Raw genomic sequence first — 17887 nt, 5'->3', positions numbered from 1 at the left:
GTTCAGCCCGCCACCGGGCTGCGCGGCCGCGTCCCCCGCTGCACACCGCCGCCATCGCGCTGCTCCAGGCGCAGGAAGAGGTTGTGCAGCCACATGAGGCGATGTTCCAGGCGCCCCATGGCCAGGGCCGTGGGGCGCACAACGCCCGCCTCCACGGATTGCTGGCGCACGGCATCCACGAGGAAGCGGTTGGCCTCCAGGGGCTCCTCCGCAAGGATACGGTTCATGGCCTGCAGCTCCTCGCCGGAACAGCGTTGCAGGATGCGCGAGAGGGCGCGGATCTTGCGCCCCGGGGGCACCACCGCCCGCCGGGTCACGGAGTCCAGGCCGTTGCGTTCCACCTCCCGGCCGATCTCCGCATACAGGACCATGGCGGCCTGGATCCCCGGACGGCAGGACGGAGGCAGGGTCTGGATGCCCACGGCGCCGCGCTCATAGAGGCCGTCCGCCGCCTCCAGCAGGCGTTTCACCACCCGCCCCAGACCCGGCGTGAAGCGAGGCTCGGCCAGGAAGGCCTCCGGGTCCACCCCCTCCTCATGCATCCACTCCAAAGGCAGGTAGATACGCCCGTTGCGGGCGTCCTCCCCCACATCCCGGGCGATGTTGGTGAGCTGCATGGCCACGCCCATATCACAGGCCCGGGCCAGGGCATCGGGGGAGCGCACCCCCATCACCAGGGTCATCATGGCCCCCACGGTGCCCGCCACCCGGGCCCCGTAGGCCTCCAGCGCGGCCAGATCCGGATAGGTGCGCCCGCCGGTGTCCCACTCGAAGCCCTCCAGCAGGGCCTGGGGCAGGGCCTTGGGGATGGCGAACCGCTCCACCACCCGGGCAAAGGCCCGGTCGGCGGGGTAGTCACGCGGTTCCCCGGCATAGATGCGGTCCAGCCGGTCCTGCATGCGTTCCAGGCCATCGCCCCGCTCATCCAGGTCGATGGCATCATCCGCCAGGCGGCAGAAGGCGTACATGGCCGTGGCGGGTTCCCGGATCTGCCGGGGCAGGAAGAAGGAGGCGGCGTAGAAGGACCGCGAGCCGTCGCACAGCAATTCCCGGCAGGCGGCCAGATCCGCCGCCCGGGTGGGGCGCCCCGCCGGTGGTGCCTTGAATCGGTTCATGCAACCCCCTTCACGCGCTGGGCATCGGGGACCACCTCATCCAGCACCTTGGCCGAGGAGATGACCCCGGGAAGCCCCGCCCCGGGATGGGTCCCGGCGCCCACCAGGTAGAGCCGGTCCACATCCTCGCTGCGGTTGCGGGGGCGGAAGGCGGCGCTCTGCCAGAGCACCGGCTCCAGGCCGAACCCGGCCCCGCGGAAGGAATTGAGCTCATCCTGGAAATAGCGCGGCGTCACCACGTGGGAGACCGCCACCTGGTTCTCCAGGTCCGGCAGGAGGGTTTCGGACAAAAAGGCCTCGATCCGCCGCCGGTAGGGCTCGGCCTGGGTCTCCCAGTCCACATCCGCCTCCAGGTGGGGTACCGGCGAGAGGGCGTAGAAGGTATCGCAGCCCTCGGGGGCCATGGAGGGATCCGTCTTCGTGGGCCGGTGCAGATACAGGCTGAAGTCGTCCGCCAGCACCTTGCGCTCGAAGATGTCCTCGATCAGCTCCTTGTAGCGGGGGCCCAGGAGGATGGAATGGTGGGGCACGTCCTCGTAGCGGCGACGGGTACCGAAGTACCAGACGAACAGACCCATGGAATAGCGGGAGCGGCGGATGCGCCGGTCGGTCCAGTGGCGGCGGTCCCCGGCCGGCACCAGGTCGTGATAGGTACTGGCGGAATCGGCGTTGGAGACCACCACGTCGGCCGCGATCTCCTCACCGGATTTGAGGCGCACCCCGCGGGCGCGGCCGCCCTCCACAAGGATGCGTTCCACCTCACTGTGGTAGCGGATGGTGTTGCCCTGCCCCTGGATCAGGCCCACCAGGCCCTTGACCAGGCTGCCCGTCCCCCCCATGGCGAAGTGCACCCCGAAGCGGCGCTCCAGGAAGGAGATCAGGCAGTAGACCGAGGTGGTGCGGAAGGGATTGCCCCCCACCAACAGGGGGTGGAAGCTGAGCACCTGACGCAGTCGCGGATCCCGGATGTGCTTCGATACCAGACCGTAGACGCTGCGGTAGGCCCCCAGGCGCACCAGGTCCGGCACCACCCGGGCCATGTCCGCAAGGGAGTTGAAGGGCACATGGGCCAGGCCCTCGAAGCCCACCTTGTAGTTGGCCTGGCTGGCCTTCATGAAGGCGTCATAGCCCTCCAGATCCCCGGGGGAGAAGCGCCTCACCTCCTCGCGCACCGCCTCGATATCCGCCCAGTAGTTGAACACCTGGCCGTCGTGGAAGCGGATCTGGTAGAAGGGATCCATGGGGCGCAGGTCGATGTCCTCCTCCATGCGCCGCCCACACAGCTGCCAGAGCTCCTCCAGGACGAAGGGGGCGGTGACGATGGTGGGCCCCGCATCGAAGACGAAGCCGTCCCGCTCGTAGACATAGGCCCGCCCCCCCGGGCCGTCCCGCTTCTCCAGCACCGTGACGCGGTAGCCCCGGGCCCCCAGGCGGATGGCGGCCGCCAGCCCCCCGAAACCGCTGCCGATCACGACCGCATGGGGTCGCAGGTCATCATGGACTCGGAACATGCTGCGGGTGTCAGGCACGGTGGACACGTTTAACCCTGTCGATTGTCGGACTTGCGCGACAGTCTAGCAGGGGGGGCATACCCGTGCTAGCAGGAAACCTGATCCCGGTCATCCCCCTGCCCCGGCTCCGCATCCGGGCCATGGGAAACGCGGCGCTGCAGCAGGGAGACCACCGTCTCGGGCCGCTCCTCATGGGCCAGATGCCCCAGACCCGGCAGACGCAGGATGCGCACCGCGGGGAGCCGTGCCTGCACCCGCGCCGCCTCCGCGGGCGGCACCGTGCGGTCATTCTCCCCCACCAACAGCACCAGTTCGGTGGGCAGCCGCGGCAGATCCCGGGCCAGGGGCTCCAGATCCCAGTTCAACATCATGCGCAGGGCCCCGGCCACGTGGCCGGGGCTGCGCACCAGGCGCCCGTAGAGCTCCACGCCGCGGGCATCGGGCACCGATCCCGTGCCCCGCAGCAGGTGCTCCACAAACCCGGGCTGCGCCGCTCGCCAGGCCACCATATGGGCCACCCCGGGCAGGAAGGAGAGCATGCGGGCGGTGGTGGAGAAAAGCAGGTTCACGGCCCCGGGAAAGGGCATGAGGACGCCGTTGACGGCATACAGCGCCTGCGGGCGCATGCCCCCGTCCAGACACATGCGCGCCGCCACCGCGGCGCCGGCGGAATGGGCCACCACGAAAGAAGGTTGGACATCCACTCGTTGCAGAAGGGCGCTCAGGGCGGCGGCCATGCCCGGCAGGGTGAAGACCCGCGATCCCGGCCCCAGGGGGCGGGAGAATCCGTGCCCCGGCAGGTCCGGGACGATGACGCGAAAACGCCGTGCCAGGGCGGGGGCCACGTCCCGCCAGCTGTGGGTGGCGGCACCGGTGCCGTGGAGGAGCAGCACCACCGGGCCACTGCCCATACACTGCACATGCCAGGACACGCCCCCGGCGCGGACGAAACGGCTGGAGCGGCGATGGGGCCAGTCGGCCCCGTCCCGCGCCCAGTCCGGCCCGCCGCCGCCCATGGCCCGGGTCAGCCGGTGGCCGTCTGCACCGCGCTGGAGAGGCTGGCGGCGTCGGCGTGGGGCAAGGGGAGGTACTGGGCCTCCAGGGCCCGGGCCAGTTCCTGGGCGCTGCGCTGGGGACGGGGGGAGGTATCCACCAGGATGGTCTTCACCCCCCGGCCCGCCAGCTCCCGGGCCGCGGCCAGGGCGTCCTCGGTGGCCTTGGCGCGGCCGGTGGCGCCGTCCCGGGCGATGTTGGCACGGCCGTCGGTGAGGAACACCGCCACCGGGGAATCCCCCCGACGTTGCACCGACTCGGCCAGCTCCCGCACCGCGTCGATGGCGGCCGCCAGGGGCGTGCCCCCGCCCCCCGGCAATGCCGCCAGGCTGCGCTTGGCCCGCACCAGGGAGCGGGTGGGGGGCAGCAGCAGTTCGGCCCCCTGCCCGCGGAAGGCGATCATGCCGACGCTATCGCGGCGCACATAGCAATCCGCCAGCAGCAGTTCCACCGCCCCCTTGGCCTCCGCCAGGCGGTGCAGGGCGGCGGAGCCGGAGGCGTCCACGGCGAAGATGGTGGTGGTCTCGGTACGCTGCTTGAAACGGGTGATGCGAAAATCATCCCGGCGCACGTGCACCCGGGGTCCGCGACGGCTGCCCTCGGGATCCTCCGCCAGGGCATGGGCACGGCGCAGGGGCTGCCACGGGGCGGCGGCCCGCAGGGTCTCGATGACGTTGAGCCGGGCACCGGCGCGCAGTTCGCCGCGGCGGGTGCCCACCGGGCGGCCGCGGCGATTGCCCTGCTGCAGGGCGCCGGCCTTGCCCGGGGTGGAGGAACGGGAACGGCTCCCCGCTCCCATCTTCAACTGGGCCAGCAGGCCCGCCGGCAGGGACGCCTTGGCCGCCTCCAGCACCCGGTCCTCCAGGGGTTTGTCCATGTCGGCGGGGTCCTGATCCTCCTGCTCGGGCTGTTCCTCCTGCGGGGTGTCTTCTGGCGGCGGGGGCTCCTGCTCCTGGGGCTCCTCGTTGTCCTCTTCCGCGGCGGGCAGCATCGTGGCCCGGGGGGCCAGCACCAGCCGGCCGGCCAGGGCGGCATCCTCCTGGGAGACGGTGTCGCGGCCATCCAGGGCCGCTGCGGCGCGAGCCACCCGCAGGGCCAGGAAGGGGACGCGCAGCGAGGCGATCCCCAGGGACACGGCGGCACCGCACAGGGCCTCCAGGATCTCGTCCCCGGTCTCCACCGCGGCGAGCCGCTGGCGCGCAGCGGACACCTCCTCCGCCGTCCACAGGGGTGGGGCCACCTCCCGTGTGGACACGGGGATCAGATCCAGGTGAAAGGCCAGGCGGTCGGAGAGGACATGGGGCACCTGCTCCTCCTCGGCCACCCCTTCGTCCAGGGCCACCACACCGAAGCGGGTGGGCAGGCGCATGCCCAGACCGTCCCGCTCCAGGCGCACCTCGTGGGTGTCCATCACCGCCGCCATGCGGCCGGCGGTGGCCGGCGTCAGGCGCTCGGCCATGGCCGCCACCACGACGCCGCCGTCCGATTCCGCCAGCAGGCCGCGCTCGGCGATGGGACGGCCGGCCTTGAGGGTGGCGGCCAGGTCCAGCCCCCCCAGCAGGCGGCCGTCGGCGATGTGCAGCGGCAGGCGGCGCAGGGGGGCGGATGCGGGCAGCAGCCCCCGCAACAGTTCCAGCCAACGGTCCCGCACCGGACCCGCGTGGGCCTTCAACGCCACCCCGCCGCAACCGGCGGGGTCCACGGCGAACAGACCGGCGGCGATGCTGGCCAGCTCCCAGGGGGTCAGTTCCAGTGCCGCGGATTCGGTCATGCGCCGAACAGCTCCTCGATGGCACGGCCCACGCGGACATTGGAGCCGGCATCGTCCAGGGGATTGCGCCGCAGGCGGTGGCGCAGGGCCGGCGGGGCCACGCGCTTGAGATGGGCGTCGCTCACCTCCCGGTCGCCGTCAAAGGCGGCCAGGGCGCGGGCGGCACGGATCAGGGTCAGCTCCCCGCGCAGGCCGTCGGTGCCCAGGCTCAGGCAGAGCTGAGCGGCCCGCTCCAGGGCGGCGTCAGGCACCACCACGTCCGGCAGCAGGTCGCGGCCCGCCAGGATCTTGTCCCGCAGCGCCGCATCATGCTCCTGCCAGCGGGCGATGAAGGCCTCCGGATCCTTCTCGAATTCGTCCCGGCGGCGTACCACCTCCACCCGCGTCTTCAGATCCTCCGGGGTGCTGATCTCCACCGAAAGGCCGAAGCGGTCCAGCAGCTGCGGCCGCAACTCCCCCTCTTCCGGGTTGCCGGAGCCGATGAGGACGAACTTGGCGGGATGACGCACGCTCAGTCCCTCACGCTCCACCACGTTCTCGCCGGAGGCGGCCACGTCCAGCAGCAGGTCCACCAGGTGGTCCTCCAGCAGGTTCACCTCGTCGATATAAAGGAAACCCCGGTGGGCCCGGGCCAGCAGCCCCGGCTCGAAGGCCTTTTCCCCCTGGGTCAGGGCCCGTTCCAGGTCCAGGGCGCCCACGACCCGGTCCTCCGTCACCCCCAGGGGCATGTCCACCACCGGCACCGGCACCTTGTGGCTCTTGGGGGTCTCCCCCTCCCCCAGATGCTGGCAGGACGGGCACAGGCCGGCGGGCTGATCGGGGGCGCAGCCGTAGGGGCACTTCTCCACGGCCTCCATGGGCGGCAGCAGGGCCGCCAGGGCACGCACCGTGGTGGACTTGCCCGTGCCCCGGTCACCGAAGACCAGCACCCCACCGATGCTCTGATCGATGGCGGAGATCAACAGGGCGAGCTTCATCTCGTCCTGCGCCACTATTGCGGAAAACGGAAAGGTAAAAGCCATGTCGTTCTTGTCTGCCTTAAATCGCGGACGGACACGCGTAGGACGCCGTGCCCCTGCCGTGGTTTGAATTCGGCCCCGGAGCGCCCTGCCCCGGGCATGTGCGCCATCCCGCAGCGGCCGGGTCCTCAACGGCCCATGGTGCACGCCGCACCGGCGGGGAAGCAGGCCGCAAGGTACTTGGGACCGCCGCATAAAGCGCGTAATGATCCATGAATCGAGACAAAAAACAAAGCCCGGCCGGGCAGCGCAATTGACCGTGGTCAGCGTCGCCCCGTCACCCCTCCTCAAAGTCCCGCCGGCCCAGGCGCAGCCGCAGGACGGCCCCGCCATCGCCCCCCGCATCGATGCCATAGGGCAGGAAACCGGCCTCATAGAAGAACAGCGTGGCGGGCAGGTTATCGCTGCAGACCCGGGCATGGGCCTCACGGCAGCGGTCCTGATGGAAGGCCTGTTGCAGGAGATGCCTGAGCAGAAGGCTGCCGATGCCCCGGCAACGGCGCTGCGGATGCACCACCAGGTGCTCGATGAACGCGGCCCCTCCGGGCTGCGGGTCCCGCAGCGCCGCCAGGGCCACCATGCGCCCCCGCTCGGCACAGACGGCCACCTCCCGGCACCCGGCCAGGGCCGCCTCCAGCCAGTGGGGATCCGGGGGATAGGGGGCTCCCGGAAAGGCCCAGTCCAGTTCCCTGGAATGGGCCAGCAGGCCGGGAATCTCCCGGCTGTCCCCCTCGCGCAGGGGGCGGATCTGGCTTCCCCGCCCCCACGGGTCGGGGAATCGGTGCCGGGCGGGAGGCGCGGAACGTGCCGCGGCCCCGCCCCGGGGTGTGGCATGGGGATCCTGCCGGTGACGCTGACGTATCAGGCTCATCTCCTCCCCCTGCGCGGCTGCACGGGTGATATCGGGTGGCCTCATCCTACGCCGCAGCGCCCCCCTTGGATAGCGGGGCAGCGCAAGGCCATGGCCCGCACCCGCCGCCGCGGGTACACTGATCCCGCATCCCAACCCCCCGGCGCCATGCACCCGCTCCCCGAAGCCGTCGAACGGGCCTACGGCCAGTGCCTGCGGCAGGCCCGCAGCCATTACGAGAACTTCCCGGTGGCCTCGCGCCTGCTGCCCCCCCGGCTGCGGCGTCCGGTGGCGGCCATCTACAGCTTCGCCCGCCGCGGCGACGACCTGGCCGATGAGGGGGGGGCACCGGCCGAGGACCGGCTGCGGGCCCTGGATGATCTGGGCCGCAAACTGGACGCGGCCGCCGCTGGCGACCCTAACGAGGATGCCACCTTCATCGCCCTGGCCCATGCCATGGCGGTGCATCACCTGCCCGCACAACCCTTCCATGACCTGTTGCAGGCCTTCCGCCGGGACATCACCCAGAAACGCTATGAGGATTTCGCCGACCTGGAATCCTACTGCCGCTGCTCCGCCAACCCCGTGGGCCGGCTGCTGCTGCACCTGTGCGACCGGGCCGATCCGGAGCGCATCGCCCGCTCGGACGCCGTCTGCACCGCCCTGCAGCTGATCAATTTCTACCAGGATCTGGCCCAGGACTTCCACGAGCTGGGGCGCATCTACATCCCCCGGGAGGAGATGCGGGCCTTTGGCGTGGATGAGGACCATTTCCGCCACCGCATCACCGACGACGCCTTCCGCGCCCTGATGCATCACCAGTTCCAGCGCGCCGGGGAGCGGCTGCACCAGGGCGCGCCCCTCGGCGGCATGCTGCCGGGACGCATCGGCCTGGAGATCCGCCTGATCATCGCCGCCGGCGGGCGGGTGCTGACGCGGCTGCGCCGCCAGGAGACGGACCTGTTCTCGCGCCCCCGCCTGCGGGGGGCCGACTACGGCGTCATCCTCCTGCATGCCCTGGCCGGCCGGGCGTAAACGTCCCGCAGCGCCCCCATTACCCCCATGGCCCTGTGGTAATTTATCCCCTCAACGGCAACCTGCATCCGGATCCATGACCCCCGACCAGTACTGCCAGAAAAAGGCCGCCGCCAGCGGCTCCAGCTTCTACTACAGCTTCCTGTTCCTGCCCCCGGAGCGGCGCCGGGCCATCACCGCCCTCTACGCCTTCTGCCGGGAGGTGGACGACGTGGTGGATGAATGCCGGGACCCGGACGTGGCCCGCAGGAAGCTGGACTGGTGGCGCGAGCAGGTGCGGGAGACCTTCACGGGACACCCCAGCCACCCGGTGGGCCAGGCCCTGCAGCCCTCTCTGGAACGCTTCAACCTCCCCCAGGAGCATTTCCAGGAGGTGATCGACGGCATGCAGATGGACCTGGACTTCGACGCCTATCCCACCTTCACCGAACTCTCCCTGTACTGCTACCGCGTGGCCAGCGTGGTGGGGCTGATGTCGGCGGAGATCTTCGGCTACCAAGAACGGGAAACCACCCGTTACGCCCACGACCTGGGCATGGCCTTCCAGCTCACCAATATTCTGCGGGACGTACTCGAGGATGCCCGCCGGGGACGCATCTACATCCCCCTGGACGAACTGGAGAAATTCGGCGTGGACCCGCGGGACCTGCAACGGCCGCAGACCTCCGAACGGCTGCAGGCCCTGTTCGCCTTTCAGGCGGACCGGGCGCGGGAGTACTACCGCCGCGCCTTCGCCCATCTGCCCGATACGGACCGCTATGCCCAGCGCAGCGGCATCATCATGGCCGCCATCTACCGCACCCTGCTGGACGAGATCGCCGAGGACGGCTATCGCGTGCTGGAGCACCGCATCCACCTCACCCCCCTGCGCAAGCTGTGGATCGCCTGGCGCACCGCCCGCCGGGAACGGCGATACCACCGCCGCGGCGATCACCCATGAAACCCGCAGGGGTCTGCGTCATCGGCGCCGGCTGGGCGGGACTGGCGGCCGCCGTGCGCCTGACCCAGGCCGGCGAGGCGGTGACCCTGCTGGAGGCGGCGCCGCACCCCGGGGGGCGCGCCCGCGGCGTGGACCTGGACGGGACCCGGCTGGACAACGGCCAGCACCTGCTGCTCGGGGCCTACGGCCAGACCCTGGACCTGGTGCGTGCACTGGGGGTACAGGAATCGGCGGCCTTCCTGCGCCTGCCCATGGACCTGGGCATCCGCCGCGCCGGGGCGCCGGACATCGGCTTCTCCAGCCTCTACCTGCCCACCCCGCTGCACCTGCTGGGGGGATTGCTCACGGCCCGGGGACTGCCCGCCCTGGCGCGCCTGCGGGCCCTGCCCGGCCTGGCCCGCCTCATGCGCTGGCAGGGGCAGGAGGACTGTTCCGTGCTCGCCCTCCTGCACCGGTACCGCCAGCCCGGCTGTCTCATCGACGGCCTCTGGGCCCCCCTGTGCGTGGCCACCCTCAACACCGCGCCGGAGCGGGCCTCGGCACGGCTGTTCACGGCGGTGCTGCGCGGGGCCTTCAGCGGGCATCGCAGCCACTCCGACCTGCTCATGCCCCGGGGGTCCTTGAGCGCCGCCCTGCCGGACCCGGCCATGGGCTGGCTGCAGGCCCGCGGCGCCCGCGTGCACCTGGGCTGCCGCGTGCAGGCCCTGCGGCCACAGCCCGGTGGCGGCTTCCATCTGGCCCTGCGCGGCGGGGACACCCTGGCGGCCAGGCAGGTGGTGCTGGCCACCGCCCACCCCGAGGCGGCGCGACTGCTGGCCCCCCTGCCGGGGCTTTGCGAAACGGCGGCGCGACTGCGCCGCCTGCAGACCGAGCCCATCTGCACGGTCTATCTGCAATATGCCGAGTCGGCCCGGCTGCCCACCCCCCTGCTGGGCCTGCTGGGCACCACCGGCCAGTGGGTCTTCGACCGCCGCTTCGCCGGGGAGCCCGGGCGCATGGCCGTGGTGATCTCCGCCTCCGGGTCCCACATGGCCCTGGACCGCGCCGCCCTGGCAGGGCGCATCCAGGAGGAGCTGGCGGCCTTCTTCCCCGAATGGGGGCGGCCACGGGCAAGCTGGGTGATCCGGGAACGGCAGGCCACCTTCCGCGCCGGCGTGGGCTGTGACGCCCTGCGCCCGGAAAACGCCACCCCCCTGCCCGGGCTCTGGCTGGCGGGGGATTACACCGCCACGGGCCTGCCCGGGACACTCGAGGGTGCGGTGATCAGTGGGGTACAATGCGCCCGAGCCATGACCCAACCGACCCGAGGAACGAACCCCACCCCATGACCGCACATCCCCTGTTCGACTACCAGCCGGCCCCGGACCTGCTCAAGGACCGGGTGATCCTCATCACCGGTGCCGCCGACGGCATCGGCCGCGCCCTGGCCCTGGCCACTGCCCGGCACGGGGCCACGGTGGTGCTGCTGGACAAGGTCATCAAGCGCCTGGAAAAGGTCTACGACGAGATCGAGGCCGCCGGCGGTCCCCAACCGGCCATCTACCCCATGAACCTGGAGGGGGCCACCGCCAAGGACCACCAGGACCTGGCGGACAACCTGGACGGCGAATTCGGCCGCCTGGACGGGCTGGTGAACAACGCCGGCTGGATCGGCAGCCTCACCCCCATGCGCCACTATCCGCTGGAGCTCTGGGCTCGGGTCATGGCCACCAACCTGAACGCCCCCTTCCTCCTCACCCACGCCCTCCTGCCGGTGCTGGAGAAGGCCCCGGATCCCAGCATCGTGTTCTCCACCCACGAGTGCCAGAAGGCCTTCTGGGGCGCCTTCGGCGTGGCCAAGGCGGGGCAACTGGGGCTGATGCGCATCCTGGCGGCGGAATACCAGGGCAGCGAACGCATGCGGGTCAACGGGGTGGACACCGGCCCGGTGCGCACCCACATGCGCATCGACCACTACCCCGGCGAGGCGCCGGAAAAGAACCCCCCGCCCGAGGAGGTGATCGCCCCCTACCTCTACCTGTTGGGGCCGGAATCCCGGGGCACCACCGGCGAGAACATCCAGCGCACCTGAGTCGGTCTAGATCCCGTCCGCGGCGGGGCAATCCCGCCGCAGGATGCAATCGCCACAGCGGGGACGGGGCCGGCACACCGACTTGCCGTGGTTCACGATCAGGGCGTGCAGTTCATTGAATAGCGGCACGTCGGGTCCCAGGGCCGATTCCACGCCCGCGCGCAGGGCCTCGTAGGGCAGGTCGGCGGGGGCCAGCCCCAGGCGTGAGAACAGGCGCCGGGTGTAGGCATCCACCACGAACACCGGCCGCTCCAGGGCATAGAGCAGGATGTCGTCGGCGGTCTCCGGACCGATGCCCTTCACCGTCAGCAGCGCCGGACGCAGGCGCTCGGTGGGATGCGCGCGCAGGGCCGGCTCGCCGCCGGCATCCAGCAGCCATTGGCAGAAGGCCCGCAGACGCCGGGCCTTGACGTTGTAATACCCCGAGGGGCGGATCCGCGCCGCCAGCTCCCCTTCCGGCAGCGCCAGCAGGGCAGCGGGCTCCAGGGGCCCGGCCTCCTTGAGGGCGGCGATGGCCCGCTCCACATTGGACCAGGCCGTGTTCTGGGTGAGGATGGCCCCCACCATCACCTCGAAGGGGGTCTCCCCGGGCCACCAGTGCATGGGTCCATGGTGGTCCGAGAGCAGGCGAAAGACCCTGCGCAGGCGCTCCGGGCTCATTTGCGGGGGGCGCGGCGCGTGCGCGGGGGGCGTGCCATGCGGGGGGCGTTCCGGCGCGGCGCGGCGAGACCGGCGGCCGCGTACAGGGCCTGCATCTCACCGGGTTCCAGGGCCCGCCAGCGCCCCAGGCGCAGCCCGGTACCCAAGGCCACGGGGCCGTACCGCACGCGGATGAGGCGGCTGACGGTGATCCCCTCGGCGTTCCACAGACGGCGCACCTCGCGGTTGCGCCCCTCCCGCAGGAGGACGTGATACCAATGGTTGGCGCCGCTGCCGCCGGCGTCCCGGATGGCGTCGAAGCGGGCGGGACCGTCCTCCAGTTCCACCCCCTGGCACAGCCGCTCCAGTACCCCGGGCTCCACCGCGCCCAGGACCCGCACCGCGTATTCCCGCTCCACGCCGCCGGAGGGGTGCATGAGGCGGTGGGCCAACTCCCCATCGGTGGTGAACAGCAACAGCCCCGAGGTGTTCAGGTCCAGGCGGCCGATACTCACCCAGCGCCCCTGACGCAGCTTGGGCAGATGCTCGAACACCGTGGGCCTGCCCTCCGGATCCTTGCGCGCGGTCACCTCCCCCTCGGGCTTGTGATAGGCCACCACCTGGGCCTCGGGGGCGCGGATGGACACCGGCCGCCCCTGGACGGCGATCTCGTCCTCGGGGCCGGCCTGTTCCCCGGGCCGGGCCACGCGGCCGTTGACGGTGACCCAGCCCTGGGCGATCCAGCGCTCCACTTCACGCCGTGAACCCAGGCCCGCCCGGGCCAGCATCTTGTGGAGACGTTCGCTCATCAGGTATTCCGTATGCAGGGAAAAGGGGTCGCTCCCGCCCCTTGCCAGGCGGCGGGGGGATCCAGTTTACTGACGGCCCTATACTTGTGCCACAGGCCCGGAACCATGTCCGAGACCCCCGAGTTCATCCCCATCCCCATCGCCGTGCTCACCGTCTCCGACTCCCGGGGGACTGCCGAGGACCGTTCCGGGGCCGTGCTGGTGGAGGCCATCCACGAGGCCGGCCACACCCTGGAGGACCGCCGTCTCGTCCCCGACGACCGCTACCGCATCCGCGCCGTGGTCTCCCAGTGGATCGCCGATCCCCATGTGCAGGCCATCGTCACCACGGGGGGCACCGGAGTGACCGGGCGCGACGGCACCCCCGAGGCGGTGGCGCCGCTGCTGGACAAACCCCTGGAGGGCTTCGGCGAGCTGTTCCGCAGCCTCTCCTTCGCGGAGATCGGCGCGGCGGCGCTGCAGTCCCGTGCCCTGGCCGGGGTGGCCAACGGCACCTGGGTGTTCTGCCTGCCCGGCTCCCCGGGGGCCTGCCGCACCGCCTGGAACGGCATCCTGGGGCCGCAGCTGGACCGGCGCACGCCCCCCTGCAACCTGGCGGCGCTCCTGCCCCGGCTGAAGGAATAGTACGGCCGTTGCCACTCCCGGTTACGGGTCCCGCAGTTCCGCCAGGGTGGGCAGATCATCCAGGGAGGACAGGTTGAAATAGTCCAGGAAACCGGATGTGGTGGCGAACAGGGCGGGACGCCCGGGCACGTCCTTGTGTCCCACCACGCGGATCCACTCCCGCTCCGTGAGGGTGCGGATGATCTGGGAACTCACCGTCACCCCGCGCACCTCCTCGATCTCGGCCCGGGTGATGGGCTGACGGTAGGCGATCAGGGCCAGGGTCTCCAAGAGGGCACGGCTGTAGCGGGGCGGCTTCTCCTCCCACAGCCGCGACACCCAGGGGGCCAGTTCCTCCCGCACCTGGAAGCGGTAGCCGCTGCCCACCTGGCGCAGTGCATACCCCCGCCCCTCGCAGGACTGCTCCAGGGCCGCCAGGGCCGCCTTCAGCTCGTCCCGCCCCGGACGCTCCGCCTCCGGGAAAAGGCTCTCCATCTCCTTCAGGGAAAGGGGGCGCTGGGCGGCCATGAGGGCCCCTTCCAGGATGCGCTGCAGCGCCTGCGGCGTCATGCCCCATCCTCCGCCTGGGCCATCTCCCCTGCGGGACGCAGATAGATGGGGGCGTACACCTCTGCCTGCACCCAGTCCACCATGCGGGCCTTGATGAGCTCCAGGATGGCCAGGAAGGTGACCACCACGCCGCGGCGTCCCTCCTCCGGGGTGAACAGGGCACCGAAGGGCACCTGCCGCCCCCCCTCCAGGGCCTCCAGCACCCGGGTCATGCGCTCGCGCACGGACAGGGGCTCGCGCTGCACCTGGTGGTGGCTGAACATCTCGGCCCGACCCAGGACCTGGGAGAAGGCCCGCAGCAGTTCATCCAGTTCCACTTGAGGCAGGGGACGGACCTGGTCCATGGGGGGCGGCTGTGCCGCCACCTGGAAGATATCCCGCTCCAGGCGCGGCAGCTGGTCCAGATCCAGGGCCGCCTGGCGGATGCGCTCGTACTCCTGTAGACGGCGCACCAGCTCGGCCCGGGGGTCTTCCTCCTCCTCCGTCTCGGCGGGCCGGGGCAGCAGCATGCGCGACTTGATCTCCGCCAGCATGGCCGCCATCACCAGATACTCCGCCGCCAGTTCCAGCTGCAACTCGCGCATGAGTTCGATGTAGCGGATGTACTGGCGCGTGATCTCGGCGATGGGGATGTCCAGGATATCCAGGTTCTGGCGCCGGATGAGGTACAACAGCAGGTCCAGCGGCCCCTCGAAGGCCTCCAGGATCACCTCCAGGGCATCCGGCGGGATGTACAGGTCCTGGGGAACCCAGGTGAGGGGTTCCCCCCGGACCCGCGCCACCGGCACGGCGGGCATGTCTTCTGTTCCCTGCGCTGCGGGCGGGGGGGGATCGAGAACCCTGTGGGCGCCGGTCTCCTCCATGGCCTTCAGCGGTAGCCCAGCCCCATGGCCCGGCGCACCTCATCCAGGGTGTCCCGGGCGATGTCCCGGGCCGCCTCGCAGCCCTCGGCCACCACGGAGCGCACCAGGTTGGGATCGCTCTCGTACTCCCGCGCCCGCTCCTGCATGGGCTTGAGCTCGGCCAGGACCGCATCCACCACGGGCCGCTTGCACTCCAGGCAGCCGATGCCGGCGCTGCGGCAACCCTCCTGCACCCAGGCGTGCACCGATTCATCGGTATAGACCTGATGCAGCTGCCACACCGGGCACTTGTCCGGATCCCCCGGATCGCTGCGGCGCACCCGGGCCGGGTCGGTGGGCATGGTGCGGATCTTCTTCTCCACGTCCTCGGGCTCATCCCGCAGGGCGATGGTGTTGCCGTAGGACTTGGACATCTTCTGCCCGTCCAGACCCGGCATCCGGGAGGCCTTGGTGAGCAACGGCGCCGGTTCCGGCAGGATGATGCGACCGCCCCCCTCCAGGTAACCGAACAGCCGCTCCCGGTCCCCCAGGGAGATGTTCTGCTGCGTCTCCAGCAGGGCCCGGGCCACGTCCAGGGCCTCTTCCTCGCCCTTTTCCTGGTAGCGCCGGCGCAGGTCACGGTACATGCGGGCGTTCTTCTTGCCCATCTTGTCCGCCGCCGCCTCGGCCTTCTCCTCGAAGCCCGGCTCGCAGCCGTAGAGGTGGTTGAAGCGCCGGGCCACCTCCCGGGTCACCTCCAGATGCGAGACCTGATCCTCGCCCACCGGCACCAGGCCCGCCTTGTAGATGAGCACGTCGGCGCTCTGCAACAGGGGATAGCCGAGGAAGCCATAGGTGGCCAGGTCCCGCTCCCGTAGCCGTTCCTGCTGGTCCTTGTAGGTGGGTACCCGCTCCAGCCAGCCCAGGGGGGTGATCATGGACAGCAACAGGTGCAACTCGGCGTGCTCCGGCACCCGGGACTGGATGAAGATGCGGGAGGAACCGGGGCTGACCCCCGCCGCCAGCCAGTCCACCACCATCTCCCAGACGCTCTCCCCCAGGATGCGCGGATCCTCGTAATGGGTGGTGAGGGCGTGCCAGTCGGCGACGAAGTAGAAGCACTCGTAGGCGTGCTGCAACTCGACCCAGTTCTTCAGCACACCGTGGTAGTGGCCCAGGTGCAGGCGGCCCGTGGGGCGCATGCCCGACAGGACCCGCTGGTGTTGTGTCGGCAGGGAACTCAAGTGGACTCCTCACACGTTGCGTCAGTGGTGGATGATCTGCGTGGCCACGGGGTTACAGGCGCCAGGGCGGCAGGCCGAACAGGAGGCGGATGGCATCCGTCAGGGCCCCCGCCAGGGGGAACAATACGGCCCCCAGCACCCCCGTGAACAGCAGCCCCAGGACGATGACCAGGCCATAGGGCTCGATGCGATCATAGCCCGCGGCGAGCCGGGGCGGCAGGAAACCGGCCACCACCCGCCCCCCGTCCAGGGGCGGCAGGGGCAAAAGATTGAGCACCATCAGCAGGATGTTGACGCTGATCCCGGCGATGCCCATGTAGAACAGGGGCGCGGCCACCCAATCCAGCGTCCCCTGGAGCATCAGGGCCAGTTTCATCACCAGGGCCCAGCACAGGGCCATGAGCAGGTTGGCGGCGGGACCGGCGGCGGCCACCCAGGCCATGCCCCGGCGGGGATGGCGCAGGTTGTTCACATTCACCGGCACGGGCCGGGCCCAGCCGAAGATGAACGGCGGGGCCGAGGTGAGCACGCTCAGGATCAGCAGACCCGCCGGCACCAGCAGCGTGCCCACCGGATCGATATGCCGCAGGGGGTTGAGGGAGAGCCGCCCCAGCATGCGCGCCGTGGGATCCCCCAGCCTTCCGGCCACGAAACCGTGGGCCGCCTCGTGCAGGGTGATGGCGAACAGGACCGGCAGGGCGGCCACGGCGATCACCGGCAGGAGCTGCTCCATCAGTCGGTCCCTGTCTCCTCGACTCCCGGGGGCACCTCTCCCTTGCCCCGGCGCAGGAGGTGGGGCACCTCCCCTTCGAAGTCGATCACCGTGGTGGGCTCCAGCCCGCAGGGACCGCCGTCGATCACCAGATCCACCAGGGGGGCCATGCGCTCGCGGATATCGACGCTGTCCGCCAGCGGCAACTCGTCCCCCGGGAGCTGCAGGGTGCTGCTCATCAAAGGCTGGCCCACCGCCTCCAGCAGGGCCTGGGCGATGGGATGATCGGGCACCCGCAGCCCCACGGTCTTGCGCTTGGGGTGCTGCAGGCGCCGCGGCACCTCATGGGTGGCCTTGAGGATGAAGGCATAGGGCCCCGGGGTGATGGCCTTGAGGAAGCGGTAGGCGGTGTTGTCCACCTTGGCATAGGTGGCGATCTCGGACAGGTCCCGGCACACCAGGGTCAGGTGGTACTGATCGTCCAGCCGGCGGATGCGGCGGATGCGCTCCATGCCCTCCTTGTTGCCCAGGGCACAGCCCAGGGCGTAGCAGGAGTCCGTGGGATAGACGATGACGCCGCCCTCCCCGATCACCTCCGCCGCCTGGCGGATGAGGCGTGCCTGGGGGGTCTCCGGATGGATCTCGAACACGCGGCTCATGGGGCCCCTCCCGGGGTTTGGGTGACAGGCCGTTATCCTATCAGATCCCCGGGCCCCATTCCCCGGCCCTGTTTTCCCGGCGGACGCTGCGTTACCCTTCCAGCGCAGTAAAAAAAGACAACGCCCCGGGGAGATTTTCGATGCTGTACGCGATCATCAGTCAGGATGTGGAGGACAGCCTGGAGCGGCGGCAGTCGGCGCGCCCCGCCCACCTGGAGCGGCTGCAGGCCCTGCAGGACGCCGGCCGCCTGGTGCTGGCCGGACCCTGCCCGGCGGTGGACGCCCCCGATCCCGGTCCGGCCGGTTTCACCGGCAGCCTGGTGGTGGCCGAATTCGATTCCCTGGAGGCGGCCCGCGCCTGGGCCGACGAGGATCCCTACATGGCCGCGGGTGTCTACGCCCAGGTCACCGTCAAGCCCTTTAAAAAGGTCTTTCCCTGATCCA

The 17887-nt window shown here is 70.7% G+C and carries 19 protein-coding genes; 6 read left to right on the top strand and 13 right to left on the bottom strand.

Annotated features, from left to right (window positions below):
- Positions 1 to 2 precede the first annotated feature (2 nt).
- The 6 genes from BM214_RS04570 to BM214_RS12955 form a co-directional block, all read right to left on the bottom strand.
- Positions 3 to 1115 (bottom strand): phytoene/squalene synthase family protein, encoded by a 1113-nt coding sequence (locus tag BM214_RS04570; RefSeq protein ID WP_090484029.1) that lies wholly within the window; start codon positions 1113 to 1115, stop codon positions 3 to 5.
- On the bottom strand, positions 1112 to 2626 hold the full coding sequence (locus BM214_RS04565; RefSeq protein WP_090484125.1) for a phytoene desaturase: 1515 nt from the start codon (positions 2624 to 2626) through the stop codon (positions 1112 to 1114). Before BM214_RS04565 ends, BM214_RS04570 begins: the two co-directional genes overlap by 4 nt.
- 86 nt (positions 2627 to 2712) lie before the next feature.
- Positions 2713 to 3642, bottom strand: coding sequence for an alpha/beta fold hydrolase BchO (gene bchO, locus BM214_RS04560; protein WP_090484028.1), 930 nt, complete (start codon positions 3640 to 3642; stop codon positions 2713 to 2715).
- Positions 3643 to 3650: 8 nt separating this feature from the next.
- Positions 3651 to 5450, bottom strand: a complete 1800-nt coding sequence (locus tag BM214_RS04555) for a magnesium chelatase subunit D (RefSeq protein WP_090484027.1) — start codon at positions 5448 to 5450, stop codon at positions 3651 to 3653.
- A complete protein-coding gene (gene bchI, locus BM214_RS04550) occupies positions 5447 to 6472 on the bottom strand; it encodes a magnesium chelatase ATPase subunit I (protein ID WP_090484026.1) in 1026 nt (341 codons plus the stop codon). The genes BM214_RS04555 and bchI overlap by 4 nt, the downstream gene beginning before the upstream one ends.
- 274 nt (positions 6473 to 6746) lie before the next feature.
- Positions 6747 to 7340 (bottom strand): GNAT family N-acetyltransferase, encoded by a 594-nt coding sequence (locus BM214_RS12955; protein WP_177217579.1) that lies wholly within the window; start codon positions 7338 to 7340, stop codon positions 6747 to 6749.
- A gap of 147 nt (positions 7341 to 7487) precedes the next feature.
- On the opposite strand from BM214_RS12955, the gene hpnC reads away from it, so the two are divergent.
- The 4 genes from hpnC (at position 7488) to BM214_RS04525 (ending at position 11365) form a co-directional block, all read left to right on the top strand.
- Positions 7488 to 8354 (top strand): squalene synthase HpnC, encoded by an 867-nt coding sequence (hpnC, locus tag BM214_RS04540; protein WP_090484025.1) that lies wholly within the window; start codon positions 7488 to 7490, stop codon positions 8352 to 8354.
- A gap of 76 nt (positions 8355 to 8430) precedes the next feature.
- Positions 8431 to 9294, top strand: a complete 864-nt coding sequence (hpnD, locus tag BM214_RS04535) for a presqualene diphosphate synthase HpnD (protein ID WP_090484024.1) — start codon at positions 8431 to 8433, stop codon at positions 9292 to 9294.
- Complete coding sequence (hpnE, locus tag BM214_RS04530; protein WP_090484023.1) at positions 9291 to 10622, top strand: hydroxysqualene dehydroxylase HpnE; 1332 nt, start codon at positions 9291 to 9293, stop codon at positions 10620 to 10622. Before hpnD ends, hpnE begins: the two co-directional genes overlap by 4 nt.
- Entirely contained in the window at positions 10619 to 11365 is a 747-nt protein-coding gene (locus tag BM214_RS04525) for a YciK family oxidoreductase (RefSeq protein WP_090484022.1), read from the top strand. The genes hpnE and BM214_RS04525 overlap by 4 nt, the downstream gene beginning before the upstream one ends.
- Before the next feature lie 6 nt (positions 11366 to 11371).
- On the opposite strand, the gene BM214_RS04520 is transcribed toward BM214_RS04525, so the two are convergent.
- Positions 11372 to 12025, bottom strand: coding sequence for an endonuclease III domain-containing protein (locus BM214_RS04520; RefSeq protein WP_090484021.1), 654 nt, complete (start codon positions 12023 to 12025; stop codon positions 11372 to 11374).
- On the bottom strand, positions 12022 to 12813 hold the full coding sequence (gene rluB, locus BM214_RS04515; protein ID WP_090484020.1) for a 23S rRNA pseudouridine(2605) synthase RluB: 792 nt from the start codon (positions 12811 to 12813) through the stop codon (positions 12022 to 12024). The genes BM214_RS04520 and rluB overlap by 4 nt, the downstream gene beginning before the upstream one ends.
- Before the next feature lie 105 nt (positions 12814 to 12918).
- Between rluB and moaB the strand changes: the two genes are divergently transcribed.
- The gene (moaB, locus tag BM214_RS04510; RefSeq protein ID WP_090484019.1) at positions 12919 to 13437 is read left to right on the top strand and encodes a molybdenum cofactor biosynthesis protein B; all 519 of its coding nucleotides are present in this window, start codon (positions 12919 to 12921) and stop codon (positions 13435 to 13437) included.
- A gap of 21 nt (positions 13438 to 13458) precedes the next feature.
- Here the strand turns inward: moaB and scpB are convergent, their stop codons facing one another.
- The 5 genes from scpB to BM214_RS04485 are packed head-to-tail and all read right to left on the bottom strand — an operon-like array spanning position 13459 to position 17443.
- Positions 13459 to 13986 (bottom strand): SMC-Scp complex subunit ScpB, encoded by a 528-nt coding sequence (gene scpB / locus BM214_RS04505; protein ID WP_090484018.1) that lies wholly within the window; start codon positions 13984 to 13986, stop codon positions 13459 to 13461.
- Complete coding sequence (locus BM214_RS04500) at positions 13983 to 14849, bottom strand: segregation and condensation protein A (protein ID WP_090484017.1); 867 nt, start codon at positions 14847 to 14849, stop codon at positions 13983 to 13985. Before BM214_RS04500 ends, scpB begins: the two co-directional genes overlap by 4 nt.
- Positions 14850 to 14854: 5 nt before the next feature.
- A complete protein-coding gene (locus tag BM214_RS04495; protein WP_090484016.1) occupies positions 14855 to 16072 on the bottom strand; it encodes a tryptophan--tRNA ligase in 1218 nt (405 codons plus the stop codon).
- 52 nt (positions 16073 to 16124) lie between these two features.
- Positions 16125 to 16805, bottom strand: coding sequence for a site-2 protease family protein (locus BM214_RS04490; RefSeq protein WP_090484015.1), 681 nt, complete (start codon positions 16803 to 16805; stop codon positions 16125 to 16127).
- Positions 16805 to 17443 (bottom strand): L-threonylcarbamoyladenylate synthase, encoded by a 639-nt coding sequence (locus BM214_RS04485; protein ID WP_090484014.1) that lies wholly within the window; start codon positions 17441 to 17443, stop codon positions 16805 to 16807. The genes BM214_RS04490 and BM214_RS04485 overlap by 1 nt, the downstream gene beginning before the upstream one ends.
- Before the next feature lie 140 nt (positions 17444 to 17583).
- Between BM214_RS04485 and BM214_RS04480 the strand changes: the two genes are divergently transcribed.
- Positions 17584 to 17883, top strand: a complete 300-nt coding sequence (locus tag BM214_RS04480; protein WP_090484013.1) for a YciI family protein — start codon at positions 17584 to 17586, stop codon at positions 17881 to 17883.
- The last annotated feature ends 4 nt before the right edge of the window (positions 17884 to 17887 follow it).

This window comes from Ectothiorhodospira mobilis (assembly GCF_900114895.1).
Classification (GTDB): Bacteria; Pseudomonadota; Gammaproteobacteria; order Ectothiorhodospirales; family Ectothiorhodospiraceae; genus Ectothiorhodospira; species Ectothiorhodospira mobilis_A.
This window is presented reverse-complemented; position numbering and strand designations above follow the sequence as displayed.

Excerpts from the sequence above, each read along its gene's own strand:
- BM214_RS04570 (WP_090484029.1), bottom strand. The coding sequence starts at position 1,115 with ATGAACCGATTCAAGGCACCACCGGCGGGGCGCCCCACCCGGGCGGCG.
- BM214_RS04565 (WP_090484125.1), bottom strand. The coding sequence starts at position 2,626 with ATGTTCCGAGTCCATGATGACCTGCGACCCCATGCGGTCGTGATCGGC.
- bchO (WP_090484028.1), bottom strand. The coding sequence starts at position 3,642 with ATGGGCGGCGGCGGGCCGGACTGGGCGCGGGACGGGGCCGACTGGCCC.
- BM214_RS04555 (WP_090484027.1), bottom strand. The coding sequence starts at position 5,450 with ATGACCGAATCCGCGGCACTGGAACTGACCCCCTGGGAGCTGGCCAGC.
- bchI (WP_090484026.1), bottom strand. The coding sequence starts at position 6,472 with ATGGCTTTTACCTTTCCGTTTTCCGCAATAGTGGCGCAGGACGAGATG.
- BM214_RS12955 (WP_177217579.1), bottom strand. The coding sequence starts at position 7,340 with ATGAGCCTGATACGTCAGCGTCACCGGCAGGATCCCCATGCCACACCC.
- hpnC (WP_090484025.1), top strand. The coding sequence starts at position 7,488 with ATGCACCCGCTCCCCGAAGCCGTCGAACGGGCCTACGGCCAGTGCCTG.
- hpnD (WP_090484024.1), top strand. The coding sequence starts at position 8,431 with ATGACCCCCGACCAGTACTGCCAGAAAAAGGCCGCCGCCAGCGGCTCC.
- hpnE (WP_090484023.1), top strand. The coding sequence starts at position 9,291 with ATGAAACCCGCAGGGGTCTGCGTCATCGGCGCCGGCTGGGCGGGACTG.
- BM214_RS04525 (WP_090484022.1), top strand. The coding sequence starts at position 10,619 with ATGACCGCACATCCCCTGTTCGACTACCAGCCGGCCCCGGACCTGCTC.
- BM214_RS04520 (WP_090484021.1), bottom strand. The coding sequence starts at position 12,025 with ATGAGCCCGGAGCGCCTGCGCAGGGTCTTTCGCCTGCTCTCGGACCAC.
- rluB (WP_090484020.1), bottom strand. The coding sequence starts at position 12,813 with ATGAGCGAACGTCTCCACAAGATGCTGGCCCGGGCGGGCCTGGGTTCA.
- moaB (WP_090484019.1), top strand. The coding sequence starts at position 12,919 with ATGTCCGAGACCCCCGAGTTCATCCCCATCCCCATCGCCGTGCTCACC.
- scpB (WP_090484018.1), bottom strand. The coding sequence starts at position 13,986 with ATGACGCCGCAGGCGCTGCAGCGCATCCTGGAAGGGGCCCTCATGGCC.
- BM214_RS04500 (WP_090484017.1), bottom strand. The coding sequence starts at position 14,849 with ATGGAGGAGACCGGCGCCCACAGGGTTCTCGATCCCCCCCCGCCCGCA.
- BM214_RS04490 (WP_090484015.1), bottom strand. The coding sequence starts at position 16,805 with ATGGAGCAGCTCCTGCCGGTGATCGCCGTGGCCGCCCTGCCGGTCCTG.
- BM214_RS04485 (WP_090484014.1), bottom strand. The coding sequence starts at position 17,443 with ATGAGCCGCGTGTTCGAGATCCATCCGGAGACCCCCCAGGCACGCCTC.
- BM214_RS04480 (WP_090484013.1), top strand. The coding sequence starts at position 17,584 with ATGCTGTACGCGATCATCAGTCAGGATGTGGAGGACAGCCTGGAGCGG.